The organism is Wolbachia endosymbiont (group A) of Hedychridium roseum, from assembly GCF_964028325.1.
GTDB lineage: Bacteria > Pseudomonadota > Alphaproteobacteria > Rickettsiales > Anaplasmataceae > Wolbachia.
In genome coordinates, this window is the sequence record NZ_OZ034755.1 from 842,619 (window position 1) to 857,719 (window position 15,101).

At 34.2% G+C, this 15,101-nt stretch carries 11 protein-coding genes and 5 pseudogenes; 8 read left to right on the forward strand and 8 right to left on the reverse strand.

The window, feature by feature from the left end; all coding sequences use genetic code 11:
* The first annotated feature begins 281 nt into the window (after positions 1-281).
* The 6 genes and pseudogenes from ABWU23_RS04055 to ABWU23_RS04080 form a co-directional block, all read left to right on the forward strand.
* A complete protein-coding gene (locus tag ABWU23_RS04055; protein WP_353270837.1) occupies positions 282-1,298 on the forward strand; it encodes an RDD family protein in 1,017 nt (338 codons plus the stop codon).
* A 432-nt stretch (positions 1,299-1,730) separates the two neighbouring features.
* Positions 1,731-2,060 (forward strand): annotated as a pseudogene (locus ABWU23_RS04060) (ankyrin repeat domain-containing protein); the annotation flags it as partial.
* Positions 2,061-2,069: 9 nt separating this feature from the next.
* Positions 2,070-2,285: pseudogene (locus ABWU23_RS04065) on the forward strand (PD-(D/E)XK nuclease family transposase); the annotation flags it as partial.
* A 302-nt stretch (positions 2,286-2,587) separates the two neighbouring features.
* Positions 2,588-3,055 (forward strand): thioredoxin-dependent thiol peroxidase, encoded by a 468-nt coding sequence (gene bcp, locus ABWU23_RS04070; RefSeq protein WP_264688477.1) that lies wholly within the window; start codon positions 2,588-2,590, stop codon positions 3,053-3,055.
* Between the two features lie 16 nt (positions 3,056-3,071).
* The gene (gene recF / locus ABWU23_RS04075; protein ID WP_264328634.1) at positions 3,072-4,151 is read left to right on the forward strand and encodes a DNA replication/repair protein RecF; all 1,080 of its coding nucleotides are present in this window, start codon (positions 3,072-3,074) and stop codon (positions 4,149-4,151) included.
* Between the two features lie 301 nt (positions 4,152-4,452).
* A pseudogene (locus tag ABWU23_RS04080) lies at positions 4,453-4,800 on the forward strand (IS110 family transposase); the annotation flags it as partial.
* An 18-nt stretch (positions 4,801-4,818) separates the two neighbouring features.
* Here the strand turns inward: ABWU23_RS04080 and ABWU23_RS04085 are convergent.
* The 6 genes and pseudogenes from ABWU23_RS04085 to ABWU23_RS04110 form a co-directional block, all read right to left on the reverse strand.
* Positions 4,819-5,203: pseudogene (locus ABWU23_RS04085) on the reverse strand (transposase).
* Positions 5,204-5,420: 217 nt separating this feature from the next.
* Entirely contained in the window at positions 5,421-7,928 is a 2,508-nt protein-coding gene (gene leuS / locus ABWU23_RS04090; RefSeq protein WP_353270838.1) for a leucine--tRNA ligase, read from the reverse strand.
* Between the two features lie 12 nt (positions 7,929-7,940).
* A complete protein-coding gene (locus ABWU23_RS04095; protein WP_353271041.1) occupies positions 7,941-8,546 on the reverse strand; it encodes a murein hydrolase activator EnvC family protein in 606 nt (201 codons plus the stop codon).
* A gap of 53 nt (positions 8,547-8,599) precedes the next feature.
* A complete protein-coding gene (locus ABWU23_RS04100; protein ID WP_253307245.1) occupies positions 8,600-8,935 on the reverse strand; it encodes a MerR family transcriptional regulator in 336 nt (111 codons plus the stop codon).
* Positions 8,935-9,240: an integration host factor subunit alpha gene (locus ABWU23_RS04105; protein WP_253307244.1), complete on the reverse strand. Its 306-nt coding sequence runs from the start codon at positions 9,238-9,240 to the stop codon at positions 8,935-8,937. The genes ABWU23_RS04100 and ABWU23_RS04105 overlap by 1 nt, the downstream gene beginning before the upstream one ends.
* Positions 9,241-9,300: 60 nt before the next feature.
* A complete protein-coding gene (locus tag ABWU23_RS04110; RefSeq protein WP_353270839.1) occupies positions 9,301-10,488 on the reverse strand; it encodes an MFS transporter in 1,188 nt (395 codons plus the stop codon).
* Positions 10,489-10,629: 141 nt separating this feature from the next.
* On the opposite strand from ABWU23_RS04110, the gene ABWU23_RS04115 reads away from it, so the two are divergent.
* On the forward strand, positions 10,630-12,036 hold the full coding sequence (locus ABWU23_RS04115; protein ID WP_353270840.1) for an ankyrin repeat domain-containing protein: 1,407 nt from the start codon (positions 10,630-10,632) through the stop codon (positions 12,034-12,036).
* A complete protein-coding gene (locus ABWU23_RS04120; RefSeq protein ID WP_265016505.1) occupies positions 12,030-12,290 on the forward strand; it encodes a hypothetical protein in 261 nt (86 codons plus the stop codon). Before ABWU23_RS04115 ends, ABWU23_RS04120 begins: the two co-directional genes overlap by 7 nt.
* A gap of 127 nt (positions 12,291-12,417) precedes the next feature.
* Here the strand turns inward: ABWU23_RS04120 and ABWU23_RS04125 are convergent.
* A pseudogene (locus ABWU23_RS04125) lies at positions 12,418-13,375 on the reverse strand (IS630 family transposase).
* 279 nt (positions 13,376-13,654) lie between these two features.
* Positions 13,655-15,082: a sensor histidine kinase gene (locus tag ABWU23_RS04130; RefSeq protein ID WP_264688069.1), complete on the reverse strand. Its 1,428-nt coding sequence runs from the start codon at positions 15,080-15,082 to the stop codon at positions 13,655-13,657.
* Positions 15,083-15,101 lie beyond the last annotated feature (19 nt).

Consider the following 15,101-nt stretch of genomic DNA (forward strand, 5'->3'; position numbering starts at 1 on the left):
TTCTAATCTAGAATTCGGGTTAAAAGCACGCACTCAAGGCAAGTAGGACATGAGTACTAGCAGAATGGGGTATTGAAATCAAGCACGCTTCAGAGTGATTTTATTAAAAATGTACAGTATTTCTGTGAACTTTCTTAAGCAGACACGCAAATTGTGCCAATAAATGAAATAGATCAACTTACCCAGTTGCTTGGTTGAAAGCAAGAAGAAGACAAGGAGTACAATTTTACTATTATTTAACTGCTAGTATGGTATGTTAGGCAATCGTGTTGGATACAAAAATGGATAACTATGCGGGAATTAATAAACGCGTTGCAGCATATATAGTTGACCAAACGATATTCCTAGTCTGCTGTTCATCGTTTCTTTCATTAATTTTATTTATATTACCAGAAGAATTCCTTGCCAACTTTTTTAATTATTTCTTTCTTGATCCTGACATTGATACAGGCCTTATATCAGAACGATATGAAATATTAGAAGACTTAGGTACATTACTAGAAAGTTTAGTATATATAGCATTAGAAGTATTAATGATAACAAGACTTGGTTGGACTCCAGGAAAATTGCTACTTGGTATATACATAAAAGATGCAAGCACACTTAAAAACGCTGCTTTAATGCAAGTAGTGATGAGAAGCACTCTCAAGGCATTTTTGTTTGTACCTCTCTATATTTCTGAGTGGTTTTTAATTTTACCAATATTGATCCTAATACCTGCAATATTTGATCAACGTAAGCAGCTTTTCTACGACAAAATTGCAAAAACAGTAGTAATGGATCATAAGTCTGAAGAATGCTATCCAAGATTAAACTATGTATATGTGGGAATAACTAGGCGTGCTATAGCATATATTATTGACCGTCTTATTATTATGGGAATTTCTTTAGTCTATTTTCCTTTTGTAAAAATAATTTTTCACCCTGCTAAATCTCAACTATTAATCATATACATTTGCTTATTTTTTTTGCTATCAATAGTATTCGGAATATTCATAACAAGAAGATTTAGTGGTACTCTAGGGCAATTGTTATGCTGTATCCGTATAAAAGATGCAAATACACTTAACAATATTACTCTAATGCAAGCAACAATTAGGTATGTTTCTCTTGAAGTTATTAGCTTCATATTGAGTTCTTTATTCATTATGGATATATTATTTTTTGATAAGTATACTTCTAAATGGTGGCCTGAACCTTTATCAGACTTAATTTTTACAGCTATAATACTAATTTTGTATCTGCAATATTTGACAAACGAAAGCAGTTTTTTCATGATAAAATTGCAAAAACAGTAGCTGTAAAAAAGAAAGCAGAAGTAATAGTGATAAATAAACCTACAGGCTAATTTACGTGTTTTGTTTTTTCTATTCAATTTCTGATCTGTATAAAATTTACTTAAAAAGTTGTTGACACTAAAAATATCCGTGTTATAAGCAAGGCTATACTTAGTATTTACATAAATTGTTTACGACCATTTAGTTTTACAGTGAGGGTAATTTCTAATTACACTTAAGGGGGGTGAAATGGTTATAGGTCAGCAACAGTTAACTGGTAAAATAGCTACAAGATATAATACCATTCAGTTGTTACGGTCTAGCACTTTAAAGCAAAAAAGTCTTAGTGATAAAATTAGTGATGTAGGGGTAAGTGGGCTAATAGATGATACAGTTAAACTTAGTCGTTCAAAGCGAGATATGGGAAGAGGTATATATTACTCAGTAGTCCTTATGTATCGTGCATATCGGCTGGTAGATAAACTGGGTTGGAAGCGTGGTTTACAGGTAGTCAATCGGTACTTAGTTACAAAACGTGGACAGGAGAAAACTCTAGAAACAGCCAGGGAACTTTTAGGTGATATAGAAGATTTAAAAGATTTTATAGATGATCTCAAACAAATTTTGTCTACTGAAACAGGAAAAGAGCAAGTTATAGAGGAATATAGCAACACATCTTTACACTTAGCTGCCAAGCAAGGTAATTTAAATGCAGTGAAATATTTTGTAGAAAAAGGGGCTGATATTAATGCTAAGACCAATGGTGATGATACTCCTCTCTACAAGGCTGCATTTGTGGTCGAAATGCAGCTCGCTCGCGACAAGGGCTTTGAAAAACGCGCACAAGCATATGCTGGTAAAGTTTACTCAAGACAGTCTGGCAGATACACTAATTTAAAGAAGGTCTTCTTTATTGCGATTTCAAATTGTATTTTGTTTCCTAAGAAATCCAATTATATATCTAGCAATACTATAAGAGATGAGGAAACTAATGAGCATGACTTACAATGCTTAAGCTTAAAGCATTAGATGCTTTTTACAAGATACAAGGCAGAAACTTATCAATAAGCCCCCATCAAGAATCTTATCTGTTAGCTATATATAAAATTTGATACTCTGACTACAATATACTACTATAGATAAAAGTGTTATCAATGGAGCAAAGTATGGAATTAACAGTAGGAAATAATGTACCATACTACTATAATACCACAGAAGTGGTATTAATGGAGCGAGGTATGGAATTAGCAGTAGGAAATAATGCACCATATTACTATAATACCATAAAAGTGTTATTAATGGAGCAAGGTATGGAATTAGCAGTAGGAAATAATGCACCTGATTTTAGCTTACCAACAGATTCTGGTGAAAATTTATCATTGAGTGAATTTTTTGATAAAAAAAATGTAGTTCTTTATTTTTATCCTAAAGACGATACTCCGGGTTGTAGGATGGAGGCAAAAGGCTTTAGAGATAAAATAGATGATTTTTCTTCCCTTGACACAGTGATAATTGGTGTATCAAAAGATAGTGTTAAGCGCCACGCTAACTTCAAAGCAAAATATTCTCTGCCATTTTCCTTAGTTTCTGATGAGAATGCTGAAATGTTGGAAAAATATGGTGTTTGGGTAGAGAAAAGTATGTTTGGCAAAAAGTATATGGGAATAGAGCGCACTACTTTTTTAATAGATAAAAAAGGTAAAGTAGTGAAGATCTGGAAAAATGTAAAAGTTAGTGGGCATGTTGATGAGGTTCTGGAAGAAGTAAGGAGAATGTAAACTAAAGAATAGGTTAATGGCTACCCATTGCTACATAAAAAAGCTGAAATTACATAATTTTCGTAGCCACTCAAACTTTGAACTGGATTCAGATGATAGCTCAGTTGTAATAACTGGCGAAAATGGTATTGGTAAAACTAATATACTTGAAGCAATCTCGTTGCTTGCTAAAAGCAATGGAATGAAAAAAGCAAAAGCCAGTGAGATACAAAATAGATTCAGTAATGAAGATTGGGTAGTGCACTATGATTTTTTTAATGGAACGGATTTTAATTCAATTGGTATCGCAAAGAGTTTTGATAAGAAACTAATACAAATTGATGGAAAAACGCAATCAAGTTATTCATCTCTGTATAAGATATCCAATGTAATATGGCTGATTCCACAAATGGACTATGTTCTTCTTAATTCTCCAAGTGACAGATTAAAATTTTTAGACCGTATAGTTTCACTGTTTGAAGAAAATTACACTTGCTGCTACATGAAATATAGAAAAGCTAAACATGAGCGAAGTAAACTATTGAGGGAGAACATTTTGAACAAAAACTGGTTCTCTAGTCTTGAAAACATAATGGCCGTTAATGCAGTTAGTATTTTACATATGCGATCGTCTGTTTTAAAAATATTACAAGATACAATTGATAACCATTCCAGTAAGCTTTTTCCGAAGGCAAGTTTGAAATTCAGCAGCCAGCTAACTTTGGACGATACTGCAGAATATTTTCAGAATCGTCTAAAGGAAAACAGAGAAAAAGATTCATTGACTGGTAGAGTAACCCTTGGTGTGCATAACGATAATTTTCGGGTTTTTTGTCAAAAAAGAAACGTACCAATAAATCTGTGCTCCACTGGAGAACAAAAGTTATTACTGCTTTCTATTATTTTATCCAGTGTAAAAGCAAGGTGTATTCATTACAATAAGGCACCACTTCTTCTACTTGATGATATAATGTCTCATCTGGATAAACATTACAGAAAGGCGTTAATAGAGGAAGTGTTAAGTATTCAATGTCAAACTTGGATAACTGATGTAAATCAAGATAATTTCAATAGCTATCTTTATTCTTTCAAGTTTTTTGAATTGTTAAGTAAATAAGTGACAATATTCTTCTGCAAAAGGAAAGAAATACTTACGTCCTTGGTCTTTTATTATATGACTGTGACCTTACCCAGATGATATGAATAAGTATTGCTTGGTTGAAAGCAAGAGAAGATAATAACTTTTCAGAGTGGATAGGTGGCAGGTTGGTACTTCTTTTGAGGCACTTTCTTCTCTTACATGGAGTGTAGGAAGAAGACCTCGTGACCCAGATTCTGCCACCGGCGAGGCTCACAAAATGTGATGACCTCGTATAGGAGTTTGGAACAACCGGTACTCTGATATATTGAAATATGCAATTGGAGGAAAAAATGCGTCACATTGGAGTTATACTAATAGCTTTACTGCTTGTTATCTGCAAGAAGGGAAGCCAGAGTATATTCAAACGTTTTGCTTAAAAGACTTGGATAATTTTATCGAAAATCTTCAAGAAACAGATAAAGTGGCTATAGAAGCAACAGGCAATAGCTGTTTCTTTTATGATGCAGCTTCACCTTACGTTAAGCGTGTGGTAATAGTCGCTACCGGACAGTTTGAAGTTGTGCGCCGCTCTATACACAAAACAGACAAGCATGATGCAAGAGCTATTGCTTTCTTTCTAAGCAAAGATATGTTGCCTGAGGCAAGGCATAAAAGCAAACAATGTTAGCAGTTATAGTATTTTCTAAAACGAATGATAAACGTCTAAAATGGTATTACCAACTAAAAGGTGTAAGTCTGTACATTGATGCATTAGAGGTCTGAGGCGACTTTTGATGATGTGCCAACAATGCTCTATCGGATTTAGATCAGGTGAATATGTTGGAAGATAAAGCAAATGACAGCCAAAAGACTCTATTAATGACTTTGTTTTGGGAGTTTTATGGAATGTAGCATTATCCATAACTATGGTTGTATTACGCTGCAATTGTGGTTCGCTCTAACCATACATTAAATACATCTTTATTACACCCTCCTGTGAAGGTCATTGGTGCAATAAACTTCTTTTTAATCCATCCACCTATTATACTCACTCTTTCCCGCTTTTTTCCTGGAACATCAGCATATATTTTTTCTCCTCTTGGAGCTCGTGCATATTCTCAGTATAGAATATATTATACCTTTATCATTCGCTTTTGAAAATACTATAAAACAGAAACAAAAGTGCTGTTTATTGCAGCTTTTGGGTAATTTAATAGTAAAAATTTTAGAGAGAAATTTTATACACTATCACTGATATTTTCCCTTAAGTTGACGCCATTGCCTGAACAGATACACTCGGATTTTTTATATAACTATATTTACTATCTTATTTGGTACAGCATATACAGTGCGAACTTTGCTTTGACCGATCTTACTGGACACAGAGTCTATCGCTATTTTCTTCAATTCTTCTTGAGGTAAGTTAATTGCTACCTTTATTATTGTGCGTAATTTTCCATTGATTTGCACTGCTATAGTTACCGTATCGTCAACTAATAATGATTCATCAGCTTTTGGCCAAGGTTGACCTCCTATTTCTTGCCATAGGCTTTCAGCTAGATGTGGCATGAACGGTTCAATTACTCTGATTAGTATACATATACCTTCATCAATAAGAGATTTTCCAGTTTTTACATCTATTTCAGCTATTAAGTTCGTCATCTCACGAAATTTTGCCACTACACAGTTTAATCTGCAGTTTTCCAAGTCATCTGTAAGTCCGTGTAAGAGTTTATGAATTTTTTTTCTGTACTCTAGAAGTCCACCCGTAATACTTTCATTATCATAGTGTATATTTACAGGTCTCAGCTGCATGACCATACGCCACAATTTATTTACATAACGAGAACAACCTTCCACGCCATCATCGGACCATTCCATATCTTTTTCTGGAGGAGTGTCGGACAACACAAACAAGCGAGCAGTATCAGCACCATACTTTTCTATGATAAAATTTGGATCAACTGTGTTCTTTTTCGACTTGCTCATTTTTTCAACTTTGCCCACTTGAACCTTAGCTCCTTGTGCAATCAACTCTTTTGCTTCTGCGGGAAATAGCCACTTACCATTTTCGTCTTTATAAGTTGCATGGCAGACCATTCCTTGAGTGATTAAAGTAGAGAAAGGCTCTTTAATAGCAAAATAGCCACATTTGGTTAAAGCACGGCAGAAAAATCGTGAGTAAAGCAAATGCAGAATTGCATGTTCTATCCCACCTATATAATAATCAACAGGCATAAAACGATTACATGCATCTTTGTCTATTGATTTATCTTCACTACAGAATGCAGCAAAATACCAGGAAGACTCAAAAAAGGTGTCGAATGTATCAGTTTCACGCTCTGCTTGCTTTCCACATTTTGGGCAATCAACGAACTTCCAAGTTGGGTGCTTATCCAGCGGATTGCCACCACTTGTAAATTCTACATCTGCAGGTAGAACTACAGGAAGGTCTTTTTCTGGCACTTGCACAGTTCCACAATCTTTACAATATATTATAGGTATAGGGCATCCCCAATAACGTTGTCTCGAAATTCCCCAATCATGTAAACGATAGTTTGTTGTTTTCTCACCTATCCCTTTTTCTTTGAGCTTTTTAATGATTACTTCCTTTGCTCTACTTACCGTTAATCCGTTTAAGAATTCAGAATTGAACATTACCCCATCGCCAGTATACGCCTCCTTTGTCATCCCAGTGCTTCGACACTGGGATCCATTGTAAGAATTCTGGATTCCAGCGTCACGCGCTGGAATGACACCTAAGTGGGCTGAAGAAATAACGGGAATAATCGGCAAATTATATTTCTGTGCAAATTCAAAATCACGCTGATCATGTGCAGGGCAACCAAAAATCGCACCTTCCCCATATTCCATCAACACAAAATTCGCTATGTAAAGCGGCAATTCCTTATCAAGAAATGGATGCTTAACGTTTAATCCGGTGTAAACTCCTATTTTTTCATCATTCTCCCCATTTGTTTTTATGTTATCGATAAAGTCCTGTATTTCTTTATTTTTTAAATCCTGCACAATAGGGTGCTCTGCTGCCACTGCACAAAAAGAAGCCCCAAATAAAGTATGAGGATAAGTTGTAAAAACCTTCAATTTCTTATTTAAGCCAACTACTTCAAACTCTATAGTTGCTCCTTCAGATTTTCCTATCCAACGCTCCTGCATTGTTTTGACTTTTTCTGGCCAATTTTTCAAACTTTGCAGGCACTTGAGTAAGTCTTCAGCGAAATCAGTAATCTTTAAAAACCATTGGGACAACTTACGTTTTTCAACAACTGCACCTGATCGCCACCCTTTTCCATCAACCACCTGTTCATTTGCAAGCACTGTTTGGTCCACTGGATCCCAGTTAACCCATGACTCTTTTCGATAGGCAAGCCCATGCTTTAAAAAATCCAGGAAAAATTTTTGTTCGTGTTTGTAGTAATCAGGCTCACATGTGGAGAGTTCACGCTCCCAATTATAAGAAAGACCTATAGATTTCAACTGTGTACGCATATTATCTATATTCTCTTTTGTCCATGTTTCAGGGCTAATATTATTGTCCCTTGCTGCATTTTCAGCTGGTAATCCAAACGCATCCCAGCCAATTGGATGCAAAACCTCAAATCCACGAGCTCTCTTGTAACGCGCTATCACATCCCCTATTGCATAGTTACGTAAGTGCCCCATATGAATTTTACCGGATGGATATGGAAACATCTCCAATACGTAACATTTCTCTTGTTCACTATTCTTGCTTACAGAAAAATCCCATTTATCTTGATAAAATTTTTCAACACTTTTAAAATCATATTTCATATAAATCCAAATTCAATTACAGTTCACATGCATCAAAGGATCAACCGCTTGGCCATTATGCCGTATTGTGAAACACATCTGTGGATCTTTATCTTGTGTGCTTGATTTACCTGCAGATCCAATCACTTGACCTTGCTTTACTTTATCACCAATTTCAACATGTATGTTTTTTAAATAGGAGTACACAGTCATGTAATTATCTTTGTGTTCTACTATAATTAAATTTCCATACCATCTCAGCCCTTTGCCTACATATACCACTTTGCCGGGTGCAGAGGCAACTACATTCGTTCCATTTTGAGCAGCAATTTTTATGCCATTCTTACACATTTCATCAGAAGAGGTAGCTGAAATAACTGTACCTTTAACTGGCATTACAAATTTGCAATTTACCCCCACGTTTTGTGCATTATTGTTATCTTTGTATATCCTGTTTATGATGGCTTTTCTATTTTCTTTTTTTATTAAAGGCTCCCTAATTAAATGGTACTCTCTTGTATATTCCAGCTCTCTTTTTCCGTAAAATTCTTCGCCTTTAAGCAGCACAGGTGCAGGTTTTTGCAGGCCACAGCCTATTAATATTGCTAATAATATAAGAAATGAAGCTATATGCCACATTTTAGATATATCAACTCTCACAAAACTCCAAAATTTTAGCGAGACGTAGTGTTTCACGCCTGTTCGTTACTTTCCTCGTTATTTATTTTACTAGTTAAATAATCCCTCAAATCGGTAAGTTCTTGCAACAAATTCTTTGGATCAAGATTGACTTTTATATCATTACCAAATTCTTTTTGCACTCCTTTTATTGTATATCCTTTATCATATAGCATGTATTTTACTTTCTTTATGGCCTCTATACACTTAAGATCATATAGCCTTCTTCCTTTACGCTTTGTAGGCTTAATTTGATGAAATTGACCTTCCCAAAATCTTAAAACATGCTGTTCCAAATGTAGCTCTTCAGCTACTTCCCCAATCGTATAAAATAATTTTTCCTTATTCATTAATTATTGATTAATTTTTTTATAATTTTTGAAGGCCTAAAAGAAATTGAATTTCTTGCCTGAATCATCACTTTCTCTGATGTATTTGGTATATTTCCTGGTCTTTCCTTCTTTTTCTTAACCAAGAATGTTCCAAATGACGATATTTTTACTATTCCATCCTTTACCAAGCTTGTCTTTATTTCGTTCAATATATCATCTATTATCGAAGCAGAGTCTTCCTTTGATAATCCTATTTCTTGGTTTATATTTTCAGCTATCGTTGCCTTAGTTACTGTTGTGTCTTTTGTTGTAACGTGATCCATTATTGATAAATATTACAATACGTAAATATAATATAGCAATCGACTCGAGATTCAGCTACTTTATTTTTTAGGGTATGTCTCTTCTGTAGCATAATTTAAAATACTAGCAACTGCCAACATTACAAATATTGCAAAAAGCGCCATTTGATGATCTGTAAAAAGTGCTAGCATTGACACTATAATTCCGCTGACAATAAACATAAACCCATTGATAATGGATGATGATGTGCTAATGTATTTTCGTTTCACAATCTCGCTGCCGACAGTAAAATTAAGCATATGTCTTCCCGCAAAAAACCCGAACATTAACATACAAAAGTACACAACGTGGACTGTTAAGTGGCTGCACAACAAAATAATCATTGAAATACCTTGTAACAGAGCAAAAGCAGAGATTACATGCCTTCTATTTTTAAATAGATTTGAGATTCGATCTGCAATTGGAGCACCAACTGCAAGACCAAGCCATAATATTGCGGTTGCTACACCTGACTCCACTGCATCAAGTTCTGAGTTGCTCAGTAACCTTGGAGTCCACAAGGTATTCAGTGCTAAAAATGTTCCAAAAGTAATAGCACCCACCACTGAAGTTATCCAGATATCTCTTAATTTTAGCACTGTGAGTACAGAGCACATTACTGTTCTTATAGAGCTTTTTATTGTGCATTCTTCTGAACTGCTTTCTGGAAGTGTGTTTGGACAAAAAAGCGTAAGTACAAATATCAACACACCAAATAGTATTATGCATACAATCAGATTCTTCCAATCTGCACCTTCGGCAAGCAAGCTAGAGAACAACATTTGAATCACCAAAGCGGAAAGACTTGAAATTGTCTGCACTAGTGAAAACATTAATCCAAATTGGGCAACGGAAAAACATATGCTACTTGTATGAGCAGCACCAATAAAACCAAATGATGCTCCAGTTGCAATCAATACTTGAGATAAAATCAAATGGGAAAAATTATCACTATTAATAAGGACAAAAAACCCCAAGATCATAGTTGATAACGAGAAAAAATAAATTTTTTTACTGGAAAAAACATTAAACGTTGCCCCACTAAAAAATTGTAAGATAGCAAAAGTCCAAGTATATACTGAGTTAGCTAGCGCAACTTGCGCGATTGTAAGTCCAAGTTCTTTTTCAAGATTCACACTTATAAAAGTATAAACTATCTGAATATTGCTGAATATAACAACCAAGTTACTGATCAGCCAAATGAACCAAGCCTTAGCTCTGCTTTCCATAAGATTTATTTTTATAAGTAATCTATTAGAAATTTAACACTAAGTCTCTTTTTAAGCTATTGTTTCCTGAATAAGTGCTGGACTTGACTTCCTTTAGCTTTATTGTACAATTAAATAATTTTATCCTAGGGTTAGATTAATATGGCACCACGTGAGTCTCAATTCAAAGAGTTTAATAATATCATTGCAAAAATAAGTGATAACATTAATTCCGGTAGGGTTGGTCATGCTGAAATTTATGAGGAAATAAAAAATCAGTTAAGAGAAAATCTTAGTACTATATATGAAGAGTGGGGAAGTAGTCAATTTGATCCAAGTTTTAAGTTCAAGTTATCTGGTGGTTTGTATGGCACTACGGAGACGACGCTATTACATAGCGCAATTAATTGCAGAGAAAAAGAAACTGCATGTATGCCATTGGTTCAACGTCTATTAGAGAAAGGGGCTGATCTTAATGTAAGAGATAGCTACAATAGTACTCCACTAAGTGAAGCTGTTTACACCGAAGGAGACAATAATAAAGAAGTAGTAAAGTTATTGTTAGACGCTGGAGCAGATCCAAATGCAATAGACGATGGTGCTACAGATTCAAGAACCCTGTTATCTATAGCGTGCCGTTATTCTGATGAGAGTCTTAATGTAGAGGCAGCAAAACTTCTATTAGAAAATGGAGCAAACATTAATGAAGTGGTAGATAATAAAGAAAATACTGTTTTACATCAGCTTATTCGTCAATCATTTGACATAAGAGAACAAGCTTTCAAAAAACAACTTACTGACTTAATAGGACTTTTTATAAAATATGGGGCTAATATTTATGCTAGTAACAATTTTAGTAAGACTCCTGAAGGTCTTATTGACGTGCAGTTTCATGGTCATCACATAAATGATAAGAAATTTGTCACCTCTATACAAAAGTTTTTAGAGAAGCAAAAGGACTCAATAGAGTACCACAGAAAGTTATTTGAGGTAGTAGAACAGAATAAAGATCTTAGATCACTTGCTGATATTATAGCAGGAAATGGTCTAATTGGTGTAATGGGCATTCAAGTTTGCAGCAAAGTGATACCTCAAATACTTGGAATACCAGATATAAAGCTTGTCATTAAAGGTACTATTGCTGAAGGTGAGGTTGAGCAAGAGTTCTCTCAGGGAACAGGATGGCCTGTTATTGAGATTGAAGATGGTTCTCTTAGATATTATGACTTATTCGATAAGATTATTTCTTGTTTTGAAGATAATCCTGTAGTCAAAGACCTATCATCTCAAAAATCGCAAATCTTGTCATACAGAATATTTCGCTATATCAGGGAAAACACAGAGGCTATAAAACAAGAGCTTTGGGGTGAATCCAGAGTTAGTAGTGCACCGACTGAAGTAAAGAAAAAGGAAGACAGCATAACAGAAGAGTATGTTGCACAAAAGCCTAATAAAGATGATCAGGATACTGTAAAACAGCATGGTAAGGAAAAATCAAAAGGTAATGCTGCTAAAGAAAACAGGAATGAGATAAGTGATACTAGTACACAGATAAAAAACCTATGGTAACTGGACGTTCTACTTTTAATTCTGGTGTTTATTCTCAAAAAGAGCCACCAATATTTTCTAGAAAACAAAAAATTGCAATTGCTGTTGGTATTGTTGCTGCACTAGCAACAGCTTTGGTCTGTTATTCAGTTCAACTACCCATTTTGGCAATAGTTGTGTCTGCATTAATAGCCGGGGTTGGTGCTTACATGGTGTCAAGTAAGCTCTACGATGTTTCTATCTGTAACGGTACTAACCAACAGCCTGGTTTTTAGTTGCTTTATGTAAAGTATCAATAACTTGAGATATAGCTGATTCACTTATAAAACTCCGTGGCTTAGGGTTTTGTTCTTTTAACCTATCAAGATTTCTCCCCAATTGTTCTAATACCAATTCTCATTATTAGTGAATCAAATAAGAGGCATTGCAGAGTTGTTTAATTGTGGAGTGAGAAAGAGAGGCAATAAATTTGCACAAAGCGCTCTCAAGCAGAGCAATTGTATCATAGATTTTATTGCGCAAAATGTTCTGTTTTATGTATAACCAAAACCTCTCAACAGTCAGGTGAATATGGAGGTAGGTATATAATGTCAATATTTTTAGGCACCTTTAAATTTTTTGACTTATGCCAACTAGCACAATCCATGATAAGAAATGCTTCCCTTGTTCCTAAATATTGTGACATCTGCTCAAGGAATATATTCATACAATCAGTATTGACGTTTGAGCCAGAACTCTCTCCATTTCTGGTGCACTATAGAGATAAAAATTTTCCTACCTAGTTTTACCTTAACCTGTGTCCTAATGCCTTTTTTAAACCACCCGTGTCCAATCTTTGAATGTGTGCCAAACCGCGGTTCATCGAAGAAAAACAGCTCTTTTTCAGGATACATGACAATAGTTTCATTAAGATTTTTTTTTAAACTCCTCTTGTTTACTTTTATCTTGTCCGTTATGCACTGGTCTTGGTGTGATATATGAGAATTTCATTCTTTGCATATTACGGTGTACTGTAGACTTGCTAAACCAAACCTTTCCTGAATTCTTATTTTCATTTCTTTTATAGTAATATTGGGGTTTTCCTCTATCCACACCTCAACTTGTTCACGTTGACTTTGGTTCAATATAGTTTTTCTACGGCGTTGAGGTGGAGCAAATAATTTTTCTTCTCTGCCAAATTTTAGGTCATGCAGTAAGTGCCTTTCTTGAAATGCAACATATTTTTGCTACGGCTGTTATACTATGCTTTTTTGCTGCAATTACAGCATTTAGTTTTTTTGCAACATATGCATTATTTCTTACTTTCTTCAGCATTTCTTTTGCTCACTTTTTCATCCAATAATTTTGATCTTAATGCCATTTAAACCTCGCTATTTTACTTACTCCAGTATGGCTTTTTTCCATTATTGTCTATCCGTTACTTGTATAGCGGGAATTGGTATAACTAATTTACTTATCAACATATCCACTAACTATAATCTGTATACCGCTACACAGTTAGAAGTATTTTTTGATTTTACAATACAGCTTGAGATTCAATTTTTATAATTTTCTTGTTGACTAGCCAGACGGTACCTACCTTCTCGGCTTGCTGCTTTTGATAAAGTGTGGTTTTCAAGACAATATCAAATAGATCCTATTAAAAATCAATCGAATCTTCACATGTTTGTTCTTCATAAAAGAAGTTCAATGTTATCGTAGTACCAAGTTTTGCTTCACTTTTAATGTCGAAAGTTCCACCCATTAACTCTACTAATTTCTTGCTTAGCGGTAATCCGATGCCCGTACCTTCATTTCTATATCCCGAATCTGCTTGGCCAAAAACAGACATAACTTTATATATATCCTGCTGCATTATTCCTATTCCATTGTCATGAAACTCAATAGTTAATAAGTTTTTTTCTATATTTTCTTTTATCACCATTCTTATTAAACCATCTTTGGGAGTAAACTTGATTGAGTTTGATAATAAATTTATTATAACTTGTTTCATTCTCTTAGGATCTGCAATGACTAATAATTGTTTATTAGTCGTCTCTTTTTTTAAATTAATCCCGGCTTCTTTTAATTTAGGTAATAGCATATTTACGCATGAATCTATTATTTTGTTCAGGTTAAACTTCACTTTTTCTACTGTTAAACTACTTGATTCAGCTTTTGAAAAATCTAACACATCATTAATTAAGGTAAGTAAGTGTGTTCCTGCATTATATATATCGTCTGCATACTCCTTGTATTGAGAGTTATCCATTGAACCTAAAGTTTCATTTTTGATCAACTCCGCAAATCCAATAATAGCATTAAGAGGTGTGCGTAATTCATGTGTAACGCTTGCAAAAAATTTTAGCTTATTTGCATTTTCTTGCTCTAATGCCTCTTTTATCTGCTGTAATTCAATATTAGTTTTATGTTGCTTGGCTAGCATTTGGGTATTAGAAAATTGCAAATAGAACATTATTAATATTAAAATTATTAACAATAAGCCCAAAAATGTTAAAAATAGGCCATATGCTATAACATAAGAATTATTGTAGTTTCGAAGAATCTTCAAAAAAAACGAAGGTTTAACGCTATTTTCATGGAATATAGGAAAAATAGAAGTTAATGTATTTCCTGTAGTATAAAATATTTCTTGGTTACTTAATAGTTCATCAATTTCATCGTTTGTAAGTAACTGTTCATAATCATAATCTTGAGTGTTAAAATTACTGAATATTATTCTGCTGTTTTGATCATACAGTATTAAGCTGAAATCCTTTACTTTGCTCACTGATTGTAATAATTCAGCACGCAGTTTTACCAGTTGGTTTATGTAGTCAAAATTTTTGTATTTAATGTGATGCTTTTCTATTAGTAAATAATGGTATTTTTTTATTATGCCATTTTCCAGTATACTTTTTAAGTTTACACTTGAATCACGGTAAGAAGAAAGGAAATTACTCCTTAGTAAATAATTACAATATATCACACTGAATAAAATCATAAAGATCGATGAGAGTAATGCAATAACTTTTGTGTATTTGTTTTTCTCCAGCGCAGAAAACATTGATTTACCTAGCTTATACATATTCTTCTTATTGTGAAAC

What these genes read in the sequence shown, in the direction of transcription:
- ABWU23_RS04055 (WP_353270837.1), top strand. Translation starts at nt 282, where the DNA reads ATGGATAACTATGCGGGAATTAATAAACGCGTTGCAGCATATATAGTT.
- bcp (WP_264688477.1), top strand. Translation starts at nt 2,588, where the DNA reads ATGGAATTAGCAGTAGGAAATAATGCACCTGATTTTAGCTTACCAACA.
- recF (WP_264328634.1), top strand. Translation starts at nt 3,072, where the DNA reads ATGGCTACCCATTGCTACATAAAAAAGCTGAAATTACATAATTTTCGT.
- leuS (WP_353270838.1), bottom strand. Translation starts at nt 7,928, where the DNA reads ATGAAATATGATTTTAAAAGTGTTGAAAAATTTTATCAAGATAAATGG.
- ABWU23_RS04095 (WP_353271041.1), bottom strand. Translation starts at nt 8,546, where the DNA reads ATGTGGCATATAGCTTCATTTCTTATATTATTAGCAATATTAATAGGC.
- ABWU23_RS04100 (WP_253307245.1), bottom strand. Translation starts at nt 8,935, where the DNA reads ATGAATAAGGAAAAATTATTTTATACGATTGGGGAAGTAGCTGAAGAG.
- ABWU23_RS04105 (WP_253307244.1), bottom strand. Translation starts at nt 9,240, where the DNA reads ATGGATCACGTTACAACAAAAGACACAACAGTAACTAAGGCAACGATA.
- ABWU23_RS04110 (WP_353270839.1), bottom strand. Translation starts at nt 10,488, where the DNA reads ATGGAAAGCAGAGCTAAGGCTTGGTTCATTTGGCTGATCAGTAACTTG.
- ABWU23_RS04115 (WP_353270840.1), top strand. Translation starts at nt 10,630, where the DNA reads ATGGCACCACGTGAGTCTCAATTCAAAGAGTTTAATAATATCATTGCA.
- ABWU23_RS04120 (WP_265016505.1), top strand. Translation starts at nt 12,030, where the DNA reads ATGGTAACTGGACGTTCTACTTTTAATTCTGGTGTTTATTCTCAAAAA.
- ABWU23_RS04130 (WP_264688069.1), bottom strand. Translation starts at nt 15,082, where the DNA reads ATGTATAAGCTAGGTAAATCAATGTTTTCTGCGCTGGAGAAAAACAAA.